At 60.0% G+C, this 19,526-nt stretch carries 17 protein-coding genes and 3 tRNA genes; 12 read left to right on the top strand and 8 right to left on the bottom strand.

Going from position 1 to position 19,526, the window contains the following annotated elements:
* Window positions 1-4 precede the first annotated feature (4 nt).
* The 4 genes from ACXAG8_RS00200 (at window position 5) to mmsB (ending at window position 4,360) form a co-directional block, all read left to right on the top strand.
* Window positions 5-1,120, top strand: a complete 1,116-nt coding sequence (locus ACXAG8_RS00200) for a carboxylate-amine ligase (RefSeq protein WP_475221254.1) — start codon at window positions 5-7, stop codon at window positions 1,118-1,120.
* 173 nt (window positions 1,121-1,293) lie between these two features.
* A complete protein-coding gene (locus tag ACXAG8_RS00195) occupies window positions 1,294-2,436 on the top strand; it encodes an acyl-CoA dehydrogenase family protein (RefSeq protein WP_475221252.1) in 1,143 nt (380 codons plus the stop codon).
* A gap of 7 nt (window positions 2,437-2,443) precedes the next feature.
* On the top strand, window positions 2,444-3,484 hold the full coding sequence (locus ACXAG8_RS00190) for an enoyl-CoA hydratase/isomerase family protein (RefSeq protein ID WP_475221250.1): 1,041 nt from the start codon (window positions 2,444-2,446) through the stop codon (window positions 3,482-3,484).
* 3 nt (window positions 3,485-3,487) lie between these two features.
* Window positions 3,488-4,360, top strand: a complete 873-nt coding sequence (gene mmsB / locus ACXAG8_RS00185; RefSeq protein WP_475221247.1) for a 3-hydroxyisobutyrate dehydrogenase — start codon at window positions 3,488-3,490, stop codon at window positions 4,358-4,360.
* Between the two features lie 103 nt (window positions 4,361-4,463).
* On the opposite strand, the gene uvrA is transcribed toward mmsB, so the two are convergent.
* From uvrA to ACXAG8_RS00170, 3 genes are all read right to left on the bottom strand, one after another.
* A complete protein-coding gene (uvrA, locus tag ACXAG8_RS00180) occupies window positions 4,464-7,322 on the bottom strand; it encodes an excinuclease ABC subunit UvrA (RefSeq protein WP_475221245.1) in 2,859 nt (952 codons plus the stop codon).
* A 175-nt stretch (window positions 7,323-7,497) separates the two neighbouring features.
* A tRNA-Asp gene (locus ACXAG8_RS00175) sits at window positions 7,498-7,574 on the bottom strand.
* Window positions 7,575-7,626: 52 nt separating this feature from the next.
* A tRNA-Asp gene (locus ACXAG8_RS00170) sits at window positions 7,627-7,703 on the bottom strand.
* Window positions 7,704-7,821: 118 nt separating this feature from the next.
* Here ACXAG8_RS00170 and ACXAG8_RS00165 point away from each other — a divergent pair.
* From ACXAG8_RS00165 to ACXAG8_RS00150, 4 genes are all read left to right on the top strand, one after another.
* The gene (locus tag ACXAG8_RS00165) at window positions 7,822-8,160 is read left to right on the top strand and encodes a hypothetical protein (RefSeq protein WP_475221243.1); all 339 of its coding nucleotides are present in this window, start codon (window positions 7,822-7,824) and stop codon (window positions 8,158-8,160) included.
* Window positions 8,093-8,815: a porin gene (locus ACXAG8_RS00160; protein ID WP_475221240.1), complete on the top strand. Its 723-nt coding sequence runs from the start codon at window positions 8,093-8,095 to the stop codon at window positions 8,813-8,815. Before ACXAG8_RS00165 ends, ACXAG8_RS00160 begins: the two co-directional genes overlap by 68 nt.
* Window positions 8,816-8,918: 103 nt before the next feature.
* Window positions 8,919-8,993, top strand: a tRNA-Val gene (locus ACXAG8_RS00155).
* A gap of 121 nt (window positions 8,994-9,114) precedes the next feature.
* Window positions 9,115-10,701 carry an APC family permease gene (locus ACXAG8_RS00150; RefSeq protein WP_475221238.1) on the top strand — a complete coding sequence of 529 codons (1,587 nt, stop codon included), beginning with the start codon at window positions 9,115-9,117 and terminating at the stop codon, window positions 10,699-10,701.
* 56 nt (window positions 10,702-10,757) lie between these two features.
* Here ACXAG8_RS00150 and lon read toward each other — a convergent pair whose 3' ends face one another.
* From lon to ACXAG8_RS00135, 3 genes are all read right to left on the bottom strand, one after another.
* The gene (lon, locus tag ACXAG8_RS00145) at window positions 10,758-13,166 is read right to left on the bottom strand and encodes an endopeptidase La (RefSeq protein ID WP_475221236.1); all 2,409 of its coding nucleotides are present in this window, start codon (window positions 13,164-13,166) and stop codon (window positions 10,758-10,760) included.
* A gap of 210 nt (window positions 13,167-13,376) precedes the next feature.
* Entirely contained in the window at window positions 13,377-14,507 is a 1,131-nt protein-coding gene (gene tgt, locus ACXAG8_RS00140; RefSeq protein WP_475221232.1) for a tRNA guanosine(34) transglycosylase Tgt, read from the bottom strand.
* Between the two features lie 64 nt (window positions 14,508-14,571).
* Window positions 14,572-15,483, bottom strand: a complete 912-nt coding sequence (locus ACXAG8_RS00135; RefSeq protein ID WP_475221229.1) for a nucleoside hydrolase — start codon at window positions 15,481-15,483, stop codon at window positions 14,572-14,574.
* Between the two features lie 172 nt (window positions 15,484-15,655).
* Here ACXAG8_RS00135 and ACXAG8_RS00130 point away from each other — a divergent pair, with 172 nt between their 5' ends.
* The 3 genes from ACXAG8_RS00130 (at window position 15,656) to ACXAG8_RS00120 (ending at window position 17,281) form a co-directional block, all read left to right on the top strand.
* Window positions 15,656-16,546: an SPFH domain-containing protein gene (locus ACXAG8_RS00130; RefSeq protein WP_475221227.1), complete on the top strand. Its 891-nt coding sequence runs from the start codon at window positions 15,656-15,658 to the stop codon at window positions 16,544-16,546.
* Complete coding sequence (locus ACXAG8_RS00125) at window positions 16,546-16,824, top strand: NfeD family protein (RefSeq protein WP_475221225.1); 279 nt, start codon at window positions 16,546-16,548, stop codon at window positions 16,822-16,824. Before ACXAG8_RS00130 ends, ACXAG8_RS00125 begins: the two co-directional genes overlap by 1 nt.
* A 94-nt stretch (window positions 16,825-16,918) precedes the next feature.
* On the top strand, window positions 16,919-17,281 hold the full coding sequence (locus ACXAG8_RS00120) for an SUF system Fe-S cluster assembly protein (RefSeq protein WP_475221222.1): 363 nt from the start codon (window positions 16,919-16,921) through the stop codon (window positions 17,279-17,281).
* 310 nt (window positions 17,282-17,591) lie between these two features.
* Here ACXAG8_RS00120 and ACXAG8_RS00115 read toward each other — a convergent pair whose 3' ends face one another.
* Window positions 17,592-17,933, bottom strand: a complete 342-nt coding sequence (locus ACXAG8_RS00115; protein WP_475221220.1) for a hypothetical protein — start codon at window positions 17,931-17,933, stop codon at window positions 17,592-17,594.
* 206 nt (window positions 17,934-18,139) lie between these two features.
* Here ACXAG8_RS00115 and ACXAG8_RS00110 point away from each other — a divergent pair, with 206 nt between their 5' ends.
* Window positions 18,140-18,505, top strand: coding sequence for a HesB/IscA family protein (locus ACXAG8_RS00110; protein WP_475222380.1), 366 nt, complete (start codon window positions 18,140-18,142; stop codon window positions 18,503-18,505).
* Here ACXAG8_RS00110 and ACXAG8_RS00105 read toward each other — a convergent pair.
* The gene (locus tag ACXAG8_RS00105; protein ID WP_475221217.1) at window positions 18,502-19,416 is read right to left on the bottom strand and encodes an isopenicillin N synthase family dioxygenase; all 915 of its coding nucleotides are present in this window, start codon (window positions 19,414-19,416) and stop codon (window positions 18,502-18,504) included. The two genes, ACXAG8_RS00110 and ACXAG8_RS00105, sit on opposite strands and share 4 nt — an antisense overlap.
* Window positions 19,417-19,526: the final 110 nt, after the last annotated feature.

The following is a 19,526-nucleotide window of genomic DNA, read 5'->3' as shown; positions in this document are numbered from 1 at the left end:
GCATATGCAGCAGGAATTCACGCTGGGTATCGAAGAGGAATACCTGTTGGTCGATCGCGACGGGTTGCACCTTGCCGAAGCGCCAGCCGCCCTGATGGAGGCCTGCCAGGCCGATTTCGAAGGCCAGGTCAGCCCCGAGTTCCTGCAATGCCAGATCGAGGTGGGCACACGCCCGCACACCACCATCGCCGGCGCGCGCGAAGACCTGAAACGGTTGCGAACCTGCGTGGCGAAACGGGCGGCCGAATACAACCTGGCGCCAATCGCCGTGTCCTGCCACCCGTTTGCCAATTGGAAGGACCAGCACCACACCCGCAAGGAACGGTACGATGCACTGCAACACGCGCTGGGCGGCGTGGCGCGGCGCATGCTTATCTGCGGCATGCATGTCCATGTCGGCATCGCCGACCCTGCCCTGCGTGCTGATCTGATGCCGCAACTCAGCTATTTCCTGCCGCATCTGCTGGCGCTGTCGACATCCTCGCCCTATTGGAACGGCGAAGATACCGGCCTGTCATCCTATCGTCTGACCGTCTTTGACAACCTGCCCCGGACAGGGCTGCCCCCGGTATTCGGCAGCTGGGCTGAATATGAACGGACAACTGGCATTCTGGTCGAACTGGGCGTGATCGAGGACACTTCGAAAATCTGGTGGGACCTGCGCCCATCGCACCAGTTTCCAACTTTGGAAACCCGTATCATGGATGTGCAGCCCCGCCTGGAACACACCCTGGCGCTGGCTGCGATGGTGCAGGCCTTGTCCCGCATGTTGTGCCGCCTGAAAGATCGCAATCTGCGCTGGCGACAATATGACCGGTCCCTGATCGGCGAAAACCGCTGGCGCGCGCAGCGCTATGGCGTTGGCGAAGGCCTGATCGACTTTGGCGACAGGTCTATCAAGCCGATGCCCGAACTGATCGGCGAATTGATGGGGATGCTGGCCGAAGATGCCGAGGCTCTGGGCACCCTTTCGGAACTTGCGCGGTTGCGCCAGGTTGCCGAAACCGGCACCTCGGCCACCCGCCAGCGGCGGGTGCACGCCGAGGCTGCGGCTGCGGGTCAGGATCCCGGCAAAGCGGTCGTCAAACACCTGATCGAGGAATTTCACGCCGATCTTTGACGCCCTTTCGCCGGTTGACCCGGCTTCTGCAACCGGCGCACTGCCCCGCAAACGCGGCGCTTTTTCATTCTTTGAACCTGCCCGCGTCTAATGATTGTGGGGCCTGAAAAATTTCTGTAAGGATTAGGAAATAAACAACCGTTCAATTCACTGATTTGCAGAGGAGGCAAGCCATGGATTTCGCTCTGACCGAGGAACAGACCGCCATATTCGATATGGCCCACGCCTTTGGGCAAGAGCATATCGCCCCCTTTGCCCGGCAGTGGGAATCCGAAGGAACCATTCCCAAAACCCTGTGGCCACAGGTTGGCGAGCTGGGCTTTGGCGGGCTTTACGTTTCGGCCGAAAACGGCGGCTCGGGGCTGACGCGCCTGGATGCAACCCTGGTGTTCGAAGCGCTGTCCATGGCCTGCCCCTCGGTTGCGGCGTTTCTGTCCATCCACAACATGTGCGCCAAGATGCTGGACAGTTTCGCCGATGACGCGCTGAAATCCCGCATCATGCCCAGCGTGCTAAGCCTTGATACCGTCCTCAGCTATTGCCTGACCGAACCGGGCTCGGGCTCGGACGCGGCCGCGCTGAAAACGCGGGCGGAACGGACAAACGAAGGGTTCACGCTGAACGGTACCAAGGCGTTCATCTCGGGTGGCGGCTATTCTGACGCCTATGTCTGCATGGTGCGCACCGGAGAAGATGGGCCCAAGGGAATCTCGACGGTCTATGTCGAAGACGGAACACCCGGGCTCAGCTTTGGCGCGCTGGAAAAGAAGATGGGCTGGCTCAGCCAACCGACCGCACAGGTGCAGTTCGATGATTGCAAGATACCGGCGGACAACCTGGTCGGCACCGAGGGCGACGGGTTCAAATATGCGATGATGGGCCTGGATGGCGGGCGGCTCAACATCGCGTCATGCTCGCTGGGCGCGGCCCAGGCCGGTCTGGACATGACGCTGCAATATATGTCCGAACGCAAGGCTTTCGGAAAGTCGATCGACCAGTTCCAGGCGCTGCAATTCCGCCTGGCTGATATGGAAATCGAACTGCAGGCCGCCCGCACCTTCCTGCGCCAGGCCGCATGGAAACTGGACCAGGGCGCACCGGACGCCAGCAAGTTCTGCGCCATGGCCAAGAAATTCGTGACCGAGACCGGATCAAAGGTCGTAGACCAGTGTCTTCAACTGCATGGCGGCTATGGGTACCTTGCCGATTACGGTATTGAAAAGCTTGTCCGCGACCTGCGAGTGCACCAGATTCTGGAAGGCACCAACGAAATCATGCGCGTGATCGTCGCCCGGCAAATGCTGACCAACCGCTGAGGACCCCATGCCCGACATCGACATTCGCACCATTGGCCGAGCGGGGCGGATCACGCTGACGCGCCCGCAGGCGCTGAACGCGCTCAGCTACGACATGTGCATGGCCATCGACGCGGCCCTGCGCAACTGGCGCGAGGACGACTCGGTTGACCTGATCATCCTCGACGCCCAAGGCGACAAGGCCTTTTGCGCAGGCGGCGATATAGCCGAGCTTTACGCCACCGGAACCCGCGGGGATTTCGCCTATGGCAGAACCTTCTGGCGCGATGAATACCGCCTGAATGCGCTGATATTCGAATATCCCAAACCGGTGATCAGCTTTCTGCAGGGCTTCACCATGGGTGGCGGTGTTGGCATCGGGTGCCACGGCAGTCACCGCATTGTCGGCGAGAACTCGCAAATCTCGATGCCCGAATGCGCAATCGGCCTGGTCCCCGACGTTGGCGGCACGCTGATGCTCGCACTGGCGCCGGGCCGTCTGGGCGAATATCTGGGCACCACAGGCCACCGAATGGGCCCCGGGGATGCACTCCTGGCCGGTTTCGCCGACCACTACATCCCGCGGGCCGAATGGGCCGGATTGATCCAACAGCTCGAAGCCTCGGGCCGCACCGATAGTATCGACACCCACGCACAAACGCCGCCAGACGGTTCATTGGCCGGTCTGATACCACAGATCGACCGGTTTTTTGGCGGCGAAACACTGGGCGACATCCTGACGGGCCTGGGCAGCGACAAGTCAGAATTTTCCACTCAATCGCAAAAGGTTATGCGGCGCAATTCACCCTTGTCCATGGCATGCACGATTGAAATCGTTCACCGCTTGCGCGGCCCGTCCCTGACCCTGCGCAAAGCACTGGACATGGAATACCGTTTTACCCATCGCGCGATGGAACATGGCGATTTTCTGGAAGGTATCCGCGCCCAGATCATTGACAAGGACCGCAATCCCGCCTGGCAATATGCGGACAAGACCGTTCCGGGCGTGGCCGTTTCGAAGATGCTGCAACCGCTGGGGGCGGAGGCGCTGAGTTTTTCTGAGGAGTAAGGGATGAAGATCGCATTCATAGGACTTGGCAATATGGGCGCGCCGATGGCCGCCAACCTGGCCCGCGCCGGGCATGATGTTACCGGTTTTGACAGGGCCGAAGTCTCCGCCGAGGGCGTGACAATGGCCGCATCCGGCGCTGCAGCGGCAGACGGCGCCGACGTTGTGATCACGATGCTGCCAAACGGCCAGATCCTGCGGGCCGTCGCAGACGAAGTCGTGCCCGCCATGCAATCCGGCGCTGTACTGATCGATTGCTCAACCGTGGATGTCGACAGCGCCCGCGCCGTTGCACAACAGGCAATCGATGCCGGGCTGCTCGCGGTCGATGCGCCGGTCTCCGGCGGTATCGGAGGCGCGTCAGCAGGCACCCTGACCTTCATGGCCGGAGGATCGGACGCCGCCTTTGCCAAGGCCGCGCCGCTCTTTGACATCATGGGACAAAAGGCCGTTCATTGTGGCGCATCCGGCGCCGGGCAAGCGGCAAAAATCTGCAACAACATGATCCTGGGCGTCACCATGATCGCCACCTGCGAAGCCTTTGCACTGGCCGACAAGCTGGGGCTCGACCGGCAGAAAATGTTCGATGTCGTCAGCACGTCCTCGGGATACAGCTGGACCATGAACGCATATTGCCCCGCCCCGGGCGTCGGCCCGCAAAGCCCCGCTGACAACGACTATCAACCCGGCTTTGCCGCCGAGCTGATGCTCAAGGACCTGCGCCTCAGCCAGCAGGCCGCCGACAGCGCGGATGCAGACACCCCGATGGGCCAGGCCGCAACCGCCCTCTACGAAGAATTCGTGGAACAGGAAAACGGCCTGGGCCGCGATTTCAGCGCCATGCTGCCACGGTTCGAAAAACGCGGGCGCGGCTGACCCGCGCGCACCGCCCCCTGTTCATCTGGCCATAAATATCCCGGAGCGCGAGGCAGAGCCTCGCACCCCCGGAAACCAAACCGCGTCCGGCCCGGTTTCGGGCCTATTCTGCCGCCACGCGCGCATCATCCAGCATCGGCTTGAGATACCGTCCGGTATGGCTGTCGGGGGCTTCGGCGACCTTCTCAGGCGTGCCTTCGGCCACAATCTGACCGCCACCGTCACCGCCCTCGGGGCCGATATCGATGATCCAGTCGGCGGTTTTCACCACGTCCAGATTGTGTTCGATCACCACCACGGTGTTCCCCTGATCCACCAATTCATGCAGCACTTCCAACAGCTTGCGCACGTCCTCGAAATGCAGCCCCGTGGTCGGTTCATCCAGGATGTACAGCGTCCGCCCGGTTGACCGCTTGGACAGTTCCTTGGACAGCTTGACCCGCTGCGCCTCGCCGCCGGACAGTGTGGTCGCCTGCTGACCGACCTTGATATAGCCCAGGCCAACGCGGGCCAGCGCATCCATCTTGTCCCGGATCGACGGCACGGCCTTGAAAAACTCCTGCGCATCCTCGACCGTCATGTCCAGCACGTCCGCAATCGACTTGCCCTTGAACTTGATCTCCAAGGTCTCGCGGTTGTAACGCGCGCCCTTGCAGGTTTCGCAGGTCACATAGACATCGGGCAGGAAATGCATCTCGATCTTGATGACCCCGTCACCCTGACACGCCTCGCACCGCCCGCCCTTGACGTTGAAACTGAAACGGCCCGGCTTGTAGCCGCGCGCCTTGGCTTCGGGCAGACCGGCGAACCAGTCGCGGATCGGGGTGAAGGCCCCGGTGTAAGTCGCTGGATTCGAACGCGGAGTTCGCCCAATCGGGCGCTGGTCTATGTCGATCACCTTGTCCAGATGTTCCAGCCCCTTGATCGTCTCGCAGGGCGCCGGCGTCTGACGCGCGCCATTCAGCCGCATCGAGGCCGTCTTGAACAAAGTCTCGATGGTCAGGGTCGATTTGCCCCCGCCCGACACACCTGTCACGCAGACGAATTTGCCCAACGGAAAATCTGCCGTGACATTCCTGAGGTTGTTCCCGCTGGCCTTCACCACGGTCACTTTCTTCTTGTTCCCCTTGCGCCGCTCGGTCGGCACCGGAATTTCCCGCACCCCCGACAGATACTGCCCCGTGACCGAGGCCGCATCACCGGCGATATGATCGGGTGTGCCATGGCTGACGACCTGCCCGCCATGCACGCCCGCGCCGGGACCGATGTCAAAAACGTAATCCGCCTCGCGGATCGCCTCTTCGTCATGTTCGACGACGATCACCGTGTTGCCCTGATCGCGCAGGTTTTTCAGCGTTCCCAGCAAACGGTCATTGTCGCGCTGATGCAACCCGATCGAGGGTTCATCCAGCACATACAAAACCCCCGTCAGGCCCGAGCCGATCTGGCTGGCCAGCCGGATACGCTGGCTTTCGCCGCCCGACAGGGTTCCGCTTGAACGTGACAGCGTAAGGTATTCAAGTCCCACATTATTCAGAAATCCAAGACGTTCGCGGATTTCCTTCAGGATCGCCCGCGCGATCTCGTTTTTCTGCACCGACAGGTGGTTCGGTGCATCTTCGACCCAGGCCAGGGCCTCGCGGATCGACATCTCGACCACCTGCCCGACATGAAGCCCGGCGATCTTGACGGCCAGCGCTTCGGGGCGCAGACGATACCCGTCGCAGGTGCCACAGGGACGATTGTTCTGATAACGCTCGAATTCTTCACGGATCCAGGCACTGTCGGTTTCGCGGTAACGGCGCTGCATATTCGGGATCACGCCCTCAAAGCTGCGGGTAACCTGGTAAACGCGCCCGCCTTCGTCATAGCGAAACTGGATTTCCTCGTCGCCGGACCCGCGCAGGAACACGTTCTGCACCTTGGCCGGCAGGTCCTTCCACGGCGTGTTCTTGTCAAACTCGTAATGTCGCGCGATGGCTTCGATGGTCTGCAGGAAATAGGGCGATTTGCCCTTGCGCCACGGCGCCAGCGCCCCGTCATACAGTTTGAGCGTCTGGTCCGGCACCACCAGGCGTTCGTCAAAGAACAACTCGACCCCCAGACCGTCGCAATCGGGGCACGCGCCAAAGGGCGCATTGAACGAAAACAGGCGCGGTTCGATTTCAGGGATCGTGAAACCACTGACCGGGCAGGCAAAGTTTTCGCTGAACGTGATCCGTTCAGGGTCCCCTTCACGCGGTGCGGTCTCAAGAATGGCGATCCCGTCAGCCAGGTCCAACGCGGTGCGCAGACTGTCGGCCAGCCGGGTTTCCATGCCCTCTCGCACCACCAGACGGTCAACCACCACGTCAATGTCATGGCGGAATTTCTTGTCCAGCGTGGGCGGCTCGTCCAGCTCGTAGAACGCGCCATCGACCTTTACACGCTGAAACCCCTGTTTGCGCAGCTCCAGAAATTCCTTTTTGTATTCCCCTTTTCGGTCCCGAACGATGGGCGCCAGAAGGTACCCGCGCGTGCCCTCCTCCATCGTCATGATCCGGTCGACCATGTCCTGCACCTGCTGCGCTTCGATCGGCAAACCGGTGGCCGGGCTGAACGGCGTCCCGGCACGGGCAAACAACAGACGCAGATAATCGTAAATCTCGGTCACGGTTCCCACGGTCGAACGCGGGTTTTTCGACGTCGTCTTCTGTTCAATCGAAATCGCCGGGCTCAGGCCGCTGATGTGATCCACATCGGGCTTTTCCATCATGTCGAGGAACTGTCGCGCATAGGCCGACAGGCTTTCGACATAGCGCCTTTGCCCCTCGGCATAGATCGTGTCGAACGCCAGCGATGACTTGCCCGATCCCGACAACCCGGTGATCACCACAAGCTGGTCGCGCGGTATATCCACGTCGATGTTCTTGAGGTTATGCTCGCGCGCGCCGCGCACCTCGATATTCTTAAGCTCAGCCATCCCGGCCCCCAACACACAAGTCCCCTAGAGATAAGCGAGCGGCGCCGAGTCTCCAACAGAAAAATCAGAACAAACTGTGAACGAATGGATTTTCGCCGACCCGATACATCTAATGACAGCTGAACGGCGGCGCAGATGCGCGCGCGTGGACCAGTTCCTATGAAATTCGAAGAAATGGCGCGGTTGACGGGGCTCGAACCCGCGACCCCCGGCGTGACAGGCCGGTACTCTAACCAACTGAGCTACAACCGCGCATTTTGGGTCTATGTCCGATCCGTTTGCCCGGATCAAAGGCTGGCAGCGATGGCGCGGTTGACGGGGCTCGAACCCGCGACCCCCGGCGTGACAGGCCGGTACTCTAACCAACTGAGCTACAACCGCCCGCTGCCCGTTCATCTCAGAACGTTGGGGTGTATTATGGGTCTGCCCCGACCTCGTCAAGCGGCCATTTGAAGTTTTTTCCCCAAATTCATTTTTTTGACCCGACCCGCCACGCGGCGTGTTCGCACGCATCCGCGAATTGCAACGCGCCGCCAATGGGCACCAAAGGCGCCCGGCGCAATTCGGCATTCGGGCGGCTGCCCCGGCCACGTTCAAACCCGCGCTGCGCCATGCGGCGTCCTGCAACCTCAAAATGTGTTGTCCCCGCAACAAGCTATTGAATTTGGCTCAGGCCGATACACTTGGCTGCGCGGTGCAGATACATCTTGCAATGCGAGGCCGGCGTATTGAAAAGCCGCTCGCCAAACCAAAAAAGACGGAGCAGAAAAGTGAAAACAGCTTTTGTTTGCAGCGCATTGGCGGCTGCAACGATTGCCGGTTCAGTTCAGGCGGCTGAAATTACCGGCGGGTATATTGACCTTGGCTATTCAACCTTCACCGACAGCAACCTGGGTGACGTGTACAACCTGAACGGTTCGGGTGAAGTGGCGTTCTCGAAATCCTTCAGCACGCAGCTTGATCTTGGTGGGTACCGCTTTCAGGACGAAGACCTGGATGGCAACGGTTTTACCCTTCACGCGAATCTTCACACCGGCAATAACGCATCCTTTGGCGCGTTCTACGGCCGCGACAACCTTGAGCACGAAGATTTCCAGTTCTACGGTCTGGAAGCGGGTTTCGACGCAGGAACGGTTGAAATCGAAGGTTACATCGGTCGGCAGGACCTGAAGGGTGTATCCGATGCAGATGGCACCGTTCTTGGCATCGCCGTGTTCAGCGACATCAACGACAAGTGGGAGCTCAACGCCAAATACGACCTGCTCGACAATGTCGAGGGTCTGCTGGACGTGAACACATTCTCTGTTGGCACCGCGTATAACCTGACCGAACAGGCCGAGGTTTACGGCGAGCTGGGTACGGCCCATTTGTCTGTTGGCAATGCCAGCACGAACGAAGCCTTTGTCGGTGTCGGCGTTCGGATGAACTTTGGCAAATCGCGCGGAACGACCTTTGGCCGCCGCGGCGTTCTGACCAAGCTTCCCGGACTTTGATACATGCTGCGTCCCGGCGGGCAACTGCCGGGGCGCGCAAGGCGGCCGATGGTCGCCAATTGACTTGCGGCCTGCGATGACTCGCGATATGACGCGGCCTCACGGGTGATTAGCTCAGTGGTAGAGCGCTTCGTTCACATCGAAGATGTCAGCGGTTCAAATCCGTTATCACCCACCACCTTCCCCCCCTTTCGGTTTCTTGCCCAGCCATTGCGCGGTTGCCAGCGTCGACCACAGCGGATTACCCTGTATTTACCGAGCAGAGCGATCGATGCCTCTGCCGCAAGACAGGGCTGCGTATGGCCATATTGAAAAGGGATATTGGCCTGGTCGGCCTGACCTTTATCTCGGTTGGTGGAATTATCGGGTCGGGATGGCTGTTTGGTCCCATGCTGGCTGTTCAGCATGCCGGACCCGCTGCAATCCTGTCCTGGATCATCGGGGCCGTGGCGATGTTCATCCTGGCCATTACCTTTGCCGAGATATCCGCAATGCTGCCGATACCGGGCGGGATCGCGCGCGTGCCGCATTTCTCGCACGGCAATATCGTTTCCATGGCAATGGGGTGGACGGCCTGGATCGGGTACAACACGACCGCACCCATCGAGGTCGAGGCCATGTTGAAATACCTTGCGCCTTATGCCCCCTGGCTACACAGCGCCGAGACCGGTGACCTGACGGGGGCGGGCATACTCGTTGCTTTGTTCTTCATGTTGGTTTTTGTCGCCATCAACGCGCTGGGGGTAAAGTTCTTTGCCCGGGTCAACGCGGTCCTGACCTGGGCGAAACTTGCCATTCCGGTCGGGCTGACCGTCTTGCTGATTGCAACGCGCTTTGAAACCTCGAATTTCACCAGCCCCGACGGGTTTGCGCCCTATGGGGTGCAGGGCGTCATGGCGGCGGTGTCGACGGGGGGCGTGATATTCTCGTTCATCGGATTTCGTCATGTCGTGGACATGGCCGGAGAGGTCCGAAACCCGAAATTCGCAATCCCCACGGCCCTGATCCTGTCAATCGTTCTGTGCGCCGCGATTTACCTGGGACTTCAGATCGCCTTTATCGGTGCGCTGGACGCAGACATGATCAAACAGGGATGGGCGGGTCTGAACTTCGGTGGCCAGGGGCCTTTGGATGCGGTCATCATGTCCGTCGGGCTGGTGTGGTTCCTTAGCCTGCTGAACGTTGGCTCGGTGATCGGGCCTTTTGGCAACGGCCTTGTTGCGACTGGATCAAATGCCCGCATCGCCATGGCTTTGTCCCAGAACGGGTTCCTGCCCAAAAGGCTTCAGGTGCTGTCAGCCTTTGGTGTGCCGCTCTGGGCGCTGGCGCTGAATTTCCTGATCGGGATTTTGTTTTTGCTGACGGTTCCGTTCACGACCGTCATCGCCCTGAACGGGGCGGCGATCGTGTTGTCCTTTGCGGTCGGTCCCATTGCCGTCGTGTGCCTGCGCGACCTGTTGCCCGATCACCCCCGTTCGATCCGCATTCCGGCCGTGCGGCTGACCGGGGTCACGGCCTTCGCCATCGCCACGCTGATCGTTTATTGGAGCGGCTGGGACACGGTCTGGCGCCTGGCCATCGCGTTGGTTGTGGGCCTGGTGCTGCTGCTAGCCCGGTTCCGCGGACGGCTCGACGAAATGGATGTGACCGAGGCGCTCTGGCTGCTGCCCTATTTCATCGGGATCGGGCTGATCTCGTATCTGGGCCAGTTCGGCCAAGGCGCGTTGAAACAGATCCCGTTCGGCTGGGACATCGTGTTGTGCGTCCTGTTCTCGGCGATGATCTTTGTCCTTGCGGTACGCTCTGCCCTGCCCGCGCGAAAGTTCAACCGCTATATCGCGGAAGAAGAGGTTCTTGACCCGGCAAAACCGGTGATCGGGTTCTGAGCCCAATTAAAAAAGGCGGGGTTTCCCCCGCCTTCGTGTCAGAGCAATGAGCCCGATCAATGCGCCGTCTGGCTTGGCCCCGCCGACCCCGAGGCCTTGGCCGCGGCCGCGGCGGCCTCTTCTGCAGCCTCGTTCCATTCGATCGGTTCGGGCGCACGCACCAGGGCGCGGCTGAGAACCTCGGACACATGCGATACGGGGATGATTTCCAGCCCTTCTTTCACATTGTCCGGAATCTCTGCCAGGTCCTTTTCGTTTTCTTCGGGGATCAGAACCGTCTTGATCCCGCCCCGCAGCGCGGCCAGCAGCTTTTCCTTCAGCCCGCCAATCGGCATCGCATTCCCGCGCAACGAAACCTCGCCGGTCATGGCGATATCCTTGCGCACCGGAATACCGGTCAGAACCGAAACGATCGAGGTGACCATCGCCAGACCGGCCGACGGGCCATCCTTGGGCGTTGCGCCATCGGGAACGTGAACGTGGATATCCAGCTTATCGAACTGCGGCGGTTTCACCCCGATCTGGGGCGAGATCGACCGCACATAAGACGACGCAGCGTCGATGGATTCCTTCATCACATCGCCCAGCTTGCCGGTGGTCTTCATCCGACCTTTGCCCGGCAGCTTCAGCGCCTCGATATGCAGCAGGTCGCCACCGACGGATGTCCACGCCAGCCCGGTGACCACACCAACCTGATCGTCCTGTTCCGCCAGTCCATACCGGAATTTGGGCACGCCCAGGAAGTCATCCAGATTGTCCGGCGTCACCGTTACGGTTTCGGCCTCTTTCTTGATGATCTTGGTCAGCGATTTCCGTGCAACCTTGGCGATTTCACGTTCAAGGTTCCGTACGCCCGCCTCGCGGGTATAGGTGCGGATGATCGATTGCAGCGCGTCGTCAGTCAACTCGAACTCTTTGGCTTTCAGGCCGTGGTTCTTGACCTGCTTGTTGATCAGGTGCTGCTTGGCGATCTCGCTCTTTTCTTCCTCGGTGTAACCGGCCAGCGGAATGATCTCCATCCGGTCCAGCAAAGGCCCAGGCATGTTATAGCTGTTCGAGGTGGTCAGGAACATCACGTTGGACAGGTCATATTCGACCTCAAGGTAGTGGTCCATGAACGTGCTGTTCTGTTCCGGGTCCAACACCTCAAGCATGGCCGAGGCCGGATCGCCACGGAAGTCCTGCCCCATCTTGTCGATCTCATCGAGCAGGATCAGCGGGTTCGTGGTTTTCGCCTTTTTCAGCGCCTGAATGATCTTGCCGGGCATCGAGCCAATGTACGTCCGGCGGTGACCGCGAATTTCAGATTCGTCGCGCACCCCGCCCAACGAGATGCGAATGAACTCGCGCCCCGTGGCTTTGGCAACAGACTTACCCAAGCTGGTTTTACCCACGCCCGGAGGGCCAACAAGACACAGGATCGGGCCCTTCAGCTTTTTCGAACGCTGCTGAACCGCCAGATATTCAACGATCCGCTCTTTGACCTTTTCAAGCCCATAGTGATCGGCATCCAGAATGTCCTGCGCACGGCCCAGATCCTTTTTGACGCGGGACTTGTTGCCCCACGGCAATGCCAGGATCCAGTCCAGATAGTTGCGCACGACGGTGGCCTCAGCCGACATCGGGCTCATGTTGCGCAGCTTTTTCAGCTCGCCCTCGGCCTTTTCGCGCGCCTCTTTCGACAGCTTGGTTTCGGCAATCTTCTCTTCCAGCTCGGCAACTTCGTTGCTGCCATCCTCGCCATCGCCAAGTTCCTTCTGAATGGCCTTCATCTGCTCATTCAGATAGTATTCGCGCTGGGTCTTCTCCATCTGGGTCTTGACGCGGGTCTTGATCTTTTTCTCGACCTGCAGCACCGACATTTCGCCCTGCATCAGGCCATAGACCTTTTCAAGCCGCTCGCTGACGCTGAGCGTTTCCAGCAATTCCTGCTTTTGCTCGACCTCGATACCCAGATGCCCCGAGACCAGATCGGCCAGCTTGGCCGGTTCCGTTGTCTCGCCGACAGCCGCCAGCGCTTCTTCGGGGATGTTCTTGCGCACTTTGGCATAGCGTTCAAATTCGTCGGCCACCGTGCGCAACAGCGCCTGCGTGGTGGTGACGTCGCCGGGAATTTCGGTCAGGTACTCGGCGCGCGCCTCGAAGAAATCTTCGTTCTCAAGGAATTCGGTAATCTCGACGCGGGCCTGACCTTCGACCAGAACCTTGACCGTTCCATCCGGCAATTTCAGCAGTTGCAGCACATTGGCCAGCACGCCCGACCGATAGATGCCGTCAATCTCGGGGTCATCCACACCGGGGTCAATCTGGCTGGACAACAGGATCTGCTTGTCATCCTGCATGACCTCTTCCAATGCGCGGACCGATTTGTCACGGCCCACGAACAGCGGCACGATCATATGTGGAAAGACCACGATATCGCGCAGCGGCAGGACGGGGTACGAGGAATTCAGAGGCTCTTGCATGCTCTATCCTTATCTTTGGCAAGACGGCACCGGTCCCTGTTCAGGCAACCCATGGCCGTCTCCTGTCTTGGACGATAAAGGTGGGGCGCGGACTGCGCCATTTCAACCGTGTCGCCATGTTTCAAATATCAGCATGGCCCGAGCATTGCCGGACTGCAAGGCATCGGGCCAACATATCCACCGAAAATCCCCGTTCCGCAGAAAAACCGATCAAATCGGTTCGATATCGCCCTGCGCGCGCTGCGCATGGAATTCGGCCTGCCAGGCCTCAAACCTCCCCGCCGCGATGGCGTCGCGCATCCCCTGCATGATGTCCTGAAAGTAGTGCAGGTTATGCCAGGTCAACAGCATGCCCGAGATCATCTCGTTCGAGCGGAAAACATGATGCAGATAGGCGCGCGAGTAATTCGAGCAGGCCGGGCATTTGCACTGTTCGTCCAGCGGGCGCGGATCGTCCGCATGGCGGGCGTTCTTGATATTGACCACGCCGTGCCGCGTGAATGCCTGACCGGTGCGGCCTGAACGCGATGGCAAAACGCAATCCATCATGTCGACACCGCGCGCCACGGCCCCGACGATATCGTCGGGTTTGCCCACACCCATCAGATATCTGGGCTTGTCTTCCGGCAGGAAATCTGGCGCGTAATCCAGGCAGGAAAACATCGCCTCCTGCCCCTCGCCCACGGCCAGGCCGCCAATGGCATAGCCTTCGAACCCGATATCACGCAGCGCCTTGGCGCTTTCTTCGCGCAGGTCCTGTTCCAACCCGCCCTGCATGATGCCAAACAGCGCGTGACCAGGGCGATCCCCAAACGCATCACGCGACCGCTGGGCCCAACGCATCGACAACTGCATCGACTCGGCAATGCGCTTGCGATCAGCAGGCAGCGAGGGGCATTCATCGAAACACATCACGATGTCCGATCCCAGCAAGCGCTGGATCTCCATCGACCGTTCCGGCGTCAGTTCGTGCTTGGAGCCATCAATGTGCGATTTGAAGGTCACGCCCCTTTCGGTCAGCTTGCGCAGCCCCGCCAGGGACATCACCTGAAACCCGCCAGAGTCGGTCAGGATGGGGCGTTCCCAGTTCATGAACTTGTGCAGCCCGCCCAATCGGTCGATCCGCTCTGCCGTGGGGCGCAGCATCAGGTGATAGGTATTGCCCAGCAGGATATCGGCCCCGGTTTCGCGAACGCTTTCAGGCATCATCGCCTTGACCGTAGCGGCCGTTCCAACCGGCATGAATGCGGGTGTCCTGATATCGCCGCGGGGCGTGCTGATCACCCCGGTCCGGGCCTTGCCGTCGGTGGCTTGCAGATCGAATGAAAAAGCTTTGGTCATCTCGTCGCCTCGGGGTCGGTGAACCGCGCAGCACTTGCCTGATCTCCCGCGCCAATGCAACCCGTCAGGGCAAGGACCCGACCCTGCCCGCGAACAGGGACATGACCTGCCCCACATCGATACCACGACACACACGCACGGGCGGGCGGTCGGCATCGGGCCGGGTTGCCCCGCGCTCATCGCCCTGCTGGATGACGCGCAGGCCCGTGGCCTGGGTTTCAAACAGGTGTTCGTGGCTGCAGGCGATCACGGCCGTTGAATCGTGCAACCCGCACCCTTCCAGCCCCGCAACCTCGCGGTAGAAATTCAGGTAGAACCGCGAAATCTCGCGCAGGAACCCGCCGGTCTTGGGGGCCTGGCCGGCCAGCGTGTCGAAATCACGGGCCGCAAACAGCGTCTGCAGCGTCACGTCCAGACCCACCAGAACGGTTGGGGCCCGGGCTGCAAATACCGCATCCGCAGCCAGCGGATCATGATAGATATTGGCCTCGGCATGTTCGGTCACGTTGCCGTTGCAGAACACGGCCCCGCCCATGATCACCAGTTTTGAAAGGTTCTGCACAAAATCCGGATCAAGCCGGATCGCATCGGCGATATTGGTCAGCGGCCCGATGGCGCAAACGACAAGCTGGCCCTTGTGCAACCGCGCCTGTTCTACCAGATACTCTGCCGCGCCAAGCGCATGGTTCTGACCGATCTCGGGGATGTCGGTCACATCCCCGAACCCTTCGGGGCCGTGAACATGGGTCGAAGGCGCGTGCAGCCCCCCTTGCCACCCCAGCGCGGCCCCCTGCGCCACCGGCACATCAAGACCAAGCTTATGCACAAGAAACCGCGCATTGCGGCTGGACTGATGGACATGCGTGTTCCCGAAAACCGTCGTCAGACCGATCAGGTCAAGTTCGGCGGCGGCGGCGGAATAAGCGATGGCCATGGCATCATCAATGCCCGGATCAGTGTCGATAATCAGCTTCATCCCGCCCCGATACCGCAACGCGCGCCGGAAGAATAGCGGGAACGCCACCTGACGAAAGCCGATTTTCACCAACACAGCGCCTTGCTTCGGCCATCAAACCCACCATACCTGAGTTGAAAATGTGCGACTCAGACCCCAAATGTATACCATCGCACACAAAAAGAGGACAGAAATGACCGAAGATCAGATTATCGACTTGTTTTCATCCAACATCATTTTCCTGCTGGCGGCGGTTCTTGTCATCGTCGTCATCCTCAAAGGCATCAAGATCGTGCCACAGTCCGAAAAATACGTCGTGGAACGGTTCGGGCGCCTGCACTCAGTCCTGGGGCCCGGCATCAACTTTATCGTTCCGTTTCTGGACGTTGCCCGGCACAAGATTTCGATCCTGGAACGGCAATTGCCCAATGCAACCCAGGATGCAATCACCAAGGATAACGTGTTGGTGCAAATCGATACTTCGGTGTTTTACCGCATCCTCGAGCCGGAAAAGACCGTTTATCGCATCCGCGATGTGGATGGCGCCATCGCCACCACGGTGGCCGGTATCGTGCGGGCCGAAATCGGCAAGATGGATCTGGACGAAGTACAGTCCAACCGCGCGCAACTGATTGAACGCATTCAGGAAAGCGTTGAAACCGCCGTTGACGACTGGGGCATCGAAGTAACCCGCGCCGAGATCCTGGACGTAAACCTGGACCAGGCAACCCGCGACGCGATGCTGCAACAGCTGAACGCCGAACGCGCCCGCCGCGCGCAGGTGACCGAGGCCGAGGGTCAGAAACGCTCGGTCGAGCTTCAGGCCGACGCGGAACTCTACGCCGCCGAACAGACCGCCAAGGCGCGCCGCATCCAGGCCGAGGCCGAAGCCTATGCCACCGGGGTTGTGGCCAAGGCCATTCAGGATAACGGTATCGAGGCCGCTCAGTACCAGGTTGCGCTGAAACAGGTCGAGGCGCTGAACACGCTCGGCGGCGGCTCGGGGTCGCAGACGATTGTCGTTCCCGCAAACGCGCTCGAAGCTTTTGGCGACGCCTTCAAGATGCTGAAAGGTGGCAAGTGATGGCCGATCCGTTCTGGCTGACCTGGTGGCTGTGGCTGGCGGCAGCGCTGGTTTTGGGCATCCTCGAAGTCGCGCTGCCCGGGTTTATCTTCCTTGGCTTCGCGGTTGGTGCGGCAATCACGGGCATCTTTCTGGCCATACCGGGGATCGCGCCGTCCCTGCCCGTCCTGCTGCTGATTTTCGCGGTCCTGTCACTTGTCGCCTGGCTGGTGCTGCGCCGCATGTTCGCCCTGCCGCATGGTCAGGTAAAGACCTTTGACCACGATATAAATGAATGACCAACGGTGGCGCCCCATGCGGGCGCCACGGTAGCTCTGGACGCTGCTTCGGCCTTTCCCTATATATTTTATCAGAAACAGCTCCGAGGCATAAATGACTCATCCCAGTGAACAGCTTGAAGGCGCGCCGCTTATTGCGCCGTCGAATGTCGAGCACCCGCTGTACGACTCGATCGTCGAAGCCTGCCGCACGGTCTTTGACCCGGAAATTCCGGTCAACATCTATGATCTTGGGTTGATCTATACGATTGAAATATCAGACGAAAACAGCGTCAAGGTCATCATGACACTGACCGCTCCGGGGTGTCCTGTCGCCGGCGACATGCCCGGCTGGATCGTCGAGGCTGTCGAACCCGTCGCCGGGGTTAGGGATGTGGATGTCGAACTGACATGGGAGCCCCCCTGGGGCATGGAAATGATGTCGGACGAAGCGCGGCTTGAGCTTGGGTTCATGTAATCCGGGTTTTATCCACAGAAATCAGCGAATTGTCATCAAACGGTGATCTTTGCGTTACCGTTCCGTCCGACGCCTGTCACACAACTGCGCCACAAGGCACGCGTGCTGGCGCACCCCAGTGTTTCGCAGGATCCGGCTAAGTTCAGGCCCGGTTTTACTGAAATCAAAAGACCAGTGGGTTCCGTCCGCCAGCCGCTTGGGCTCTGATCGACTTGATTGATCCCCCCCAATGTTCAGATCCCGGAATTTGGGCCGCCCTTGCCCGGGGGCGGTCCTTTTACGTGAAAGGCACGCACCCATCGGTCGGACATCATTTCAAACCGCATGTGGATTTGATTTCCGCCTCTCGCTGATTCAACTGATCGACGTAATCGCCTGATAACATTTCCAACTTCTTATTCTCATTCCCCGCAATCAGCCCAAGCAATGCGCCCGCCGGTGTCAAGGCGACCACGCTTTCCAGCTGCTGGTCCTGTGCATGCTTTCTTTCAGCAGCGATTGCCCTCAGGTCGCCCTGGGCCGTTGCACAATTGACCGGATGCCGCTTGGGGTCTGGTTTGGCAACGGCACCGCCGACCGTGACCAGACTGACAAGAACCGCCAGTTTCAGACCCCGCCGCGTTGCCCGGTTACCCTTGTATGCACCCGCCATTCGAAACCCCTCCTCGCTTGTTCGATCACACAGACCATCATGGTCTCTGCGCGATACTGGCAGGTTAGTGTCATCCGGCTTTGCAAGGCAAGAACATGCATTTTCGTCGCAGCATTGCAGGAATGCGCAGTTTAACGCGCCGCCTCTCTTGAGCCTGCAGGCCGTCAGCCTTAGATTAAGTGTATCGCATGACGACGGAGATTTTCATGTTCGGCATTCCCGGCAAACAAGCCGTGACCATAACGGCCAAAGCCGCAGAGCAGATCGTGCGCCTGATGACGTCGGGCGGGCATGCCGGTTTGCGCATCGGCGTCAAGAAAGGTGGCTGTGCCGGTATGGAATACACCATGGATTACGTCGACGAGGCCGATCCGAATGATGAGGTGGTCGAAACGGACGGCGCCCGGGTGATGATCGCCCCCATGGCGCAGATGTTCCTGTTTGGCACTGAAATCGACTATGAAACATCGTTGCTGGAATCCGGCTTCAAGTTCCGCAATCCGAACGTCGTCGATGCCTGCGGCTGCGGCGAATCCATCAAGTTTGACGAGTCACTGGCCGCGCAAGGCTAGGGTTTGTCCTGCAGGTGCAGGTAGGTTTCGTTGAACCGCTGCGTCAGATGCTCGCCCGCCAGAATTGCATGATCGGCACCCGGCGGGGCGACGTTGGTGTCGTAGGACGGGTTAAAGAACAACGGAACGGAAATTCGTTCATGATACCCGCCCCTGACGCGGTGCAGCGTCGCCTTGACCGCTTTGGCGGTCCAAAACTCCAGCATCTCGCCAAAGTTGATGACAAAGGTGCCGGGTTCGGCGGTAACCGGCTGCCAGGTGCCGTCGGGCATACGGACCTCAAGACCGGGACGCCCGTCCGTGGCCAACAGGGTCAGACAGCCGTAATCCGTATGTGCCGCGATGCCAAAGTCCTTTTCGCCAGCCCAATTCGGGCGTGACGGATAGAAATTCCCGCGCAGCAAGGCCATGGGCGTTTCAAACGCCCCGTCGAAACTGGTTTCCGAATGCCCCAATGCGACGGAAATCGCGCGCAGTACACGCATGGCCACATCGCTGGCATCGGCATAATAGGCCTGAATTGTTTCGCGAAACGCGGGCAATTCCTCGGGCCAGAGATTGGGCGCATAGACACTTAGCCCGCGCGCGGCATAGGCGTTTCCCGGCGGCAGCTCATAGCCGCAATCGAACACCTCTTTGAAGTCGGGGTTCGCCTCCGGATCAACCTGTTCGGACCGCGGCGCGCCCCAGCCCCTGTTTGCACCTGTCCGGGCCATGTCGACGCTGGCTTTGACAGTGTCCGGCAACCGGAAAAACCGCAAGTAGGCGTCCATGACCGCGCGCACCCGTTGCGCATCCAAACCGGTATTGGTCACTGTCAGAAAGCCGACATCGCCAACCGCGCGGGCCAGCCTGTCCAATTCGGCCGGGGCGCGCCGGTCCAGCTGTTCCAGGTCAAGGTTTTCGATCATGGGCCACTCGATTCTGATGACGGCATCCTGTCGCCCAGGCCGCAGGCCCGCAACCGGAATTGTCAGCCCGGCCAAGCGGTGATAACTGGAACGCAGATTATCGAACACCA

The organism is Ruegeria sp. ABD4_443, assembly GCF_056160865.1.
The sequence above is the reverse complement of the archived record's forward strand: the minus strand, read 5'-3'. Positions and strand labels throughout refer to the sequence as shown.

Excerpts from the sequence above, each read along its gene's own strand:
- ACXAG8_RS00200 (WP_475221254.1), top strand. The coding sequence starts at position 5 with ATGCAGCAGGAATTCACGCTGGGTATCGAAGAGGAATACCTGTTGGTC.
- lon (WP_475221236.1), bottom strand. The coding sequence starts at position 13,166 with ATGCAAGAGCCTCTGAATTCCTCGTACCCCGTCCTGCCGCTGCGCGAT.
- ACXAG8_RS00125 (WP_475221225.1), top strand. The coding sequence starts at position 16,546 with ATGGCCGATCCGTTCTGGCTGACCTGGTGGCTGTGGCTGGCGGCAGCG.
- ACXAG8_RS00110 (WP_475222380.1), top strand. The coding sequence starts at position 18,140 with ATGTTCGGCATTCCCGGCAAACAAGCCGTGACCATAACGGCCAAAGCC.
- ACXAG8_RS00105 (WP_475221217.1), bottom strand. The coding sequence starts at position 19,416 with ATGATCGAAAACCTTGACCTGGAACAGCTGGACCGGCGCGCCCCGGCC.
- uvrA (WP_475221245.1), bottom strand. The coding sequence starts at position 7,322 with ATGGCTGAGCTTAAGAATATCGAGGTGCGCGGCGCGCGCGAGCATAAC.
- ACXAG8_RS00115 (WP_475221220.1), bottom strand. The coding sequence starts at position 17,933 with ATGGCGGGTGCATACAAGGGTAACCGGGCAACGCGGCGGGGTCTGAAA.
- ACXAG8_RS00120 (WP_475221222.1), top strand. The coding sequence starts at position 16,919 with ATGACTCATCCCAGTGAACAGCTTGAAGGCGCGCCGCTTATTGCGCCG.
- mmsB (WP_475221247.1), top strand. The coding sequence starts at position 3,488 with ATGAAGATCGCATTCATAGGACTTGGCAATATGGGCGCGCCGATGGCC.
- ACXAG8_RS00190 (WP_475221250.1), top strand. The coding sequence starts at position 2,444 with ATGCCCGACATCGACATTCGCACCATTGGCCGAGCGGGGCGGATCACG.
- tgt (WP_475221232.1), bottom strand. The coding sequence starts at position 14,507 with ATGACCAAAGCTTTTTCATTCGATCTGCAAGCCACCGACGGCAAGGCC.
- ACXAG8_RS00135 (WP_475221229.1), bottom strand. The coding sequence starts at position 15,483 with ATGAAGCTGATTATCGACACTGATCCGGGCATTGATGATGCCATGGCC.
- ACXAG8_RS00150 (WP_475221238.1), top strand. The coding sequence starts at position 9,115 with ATGGCCATATTGAAAAGGGATATTGGCCTGGTCGGCCTGACCTTTATC.
- ACXAG8_RS00130 (WP_475221227.1), top strand. The coding sequence starts at position 15,656 with ATGACCGAAGATCAGATTATCGACTTGTTTTCATCCAACATCATTTTC.
- ACXAG8_RS00195 (WP_475221252.1), top strand. The coding sequence starts at position 1,294 with ATGGATTTCGCTCTGACCGAGGAACAGACCGCCATATTCGATATGGCC.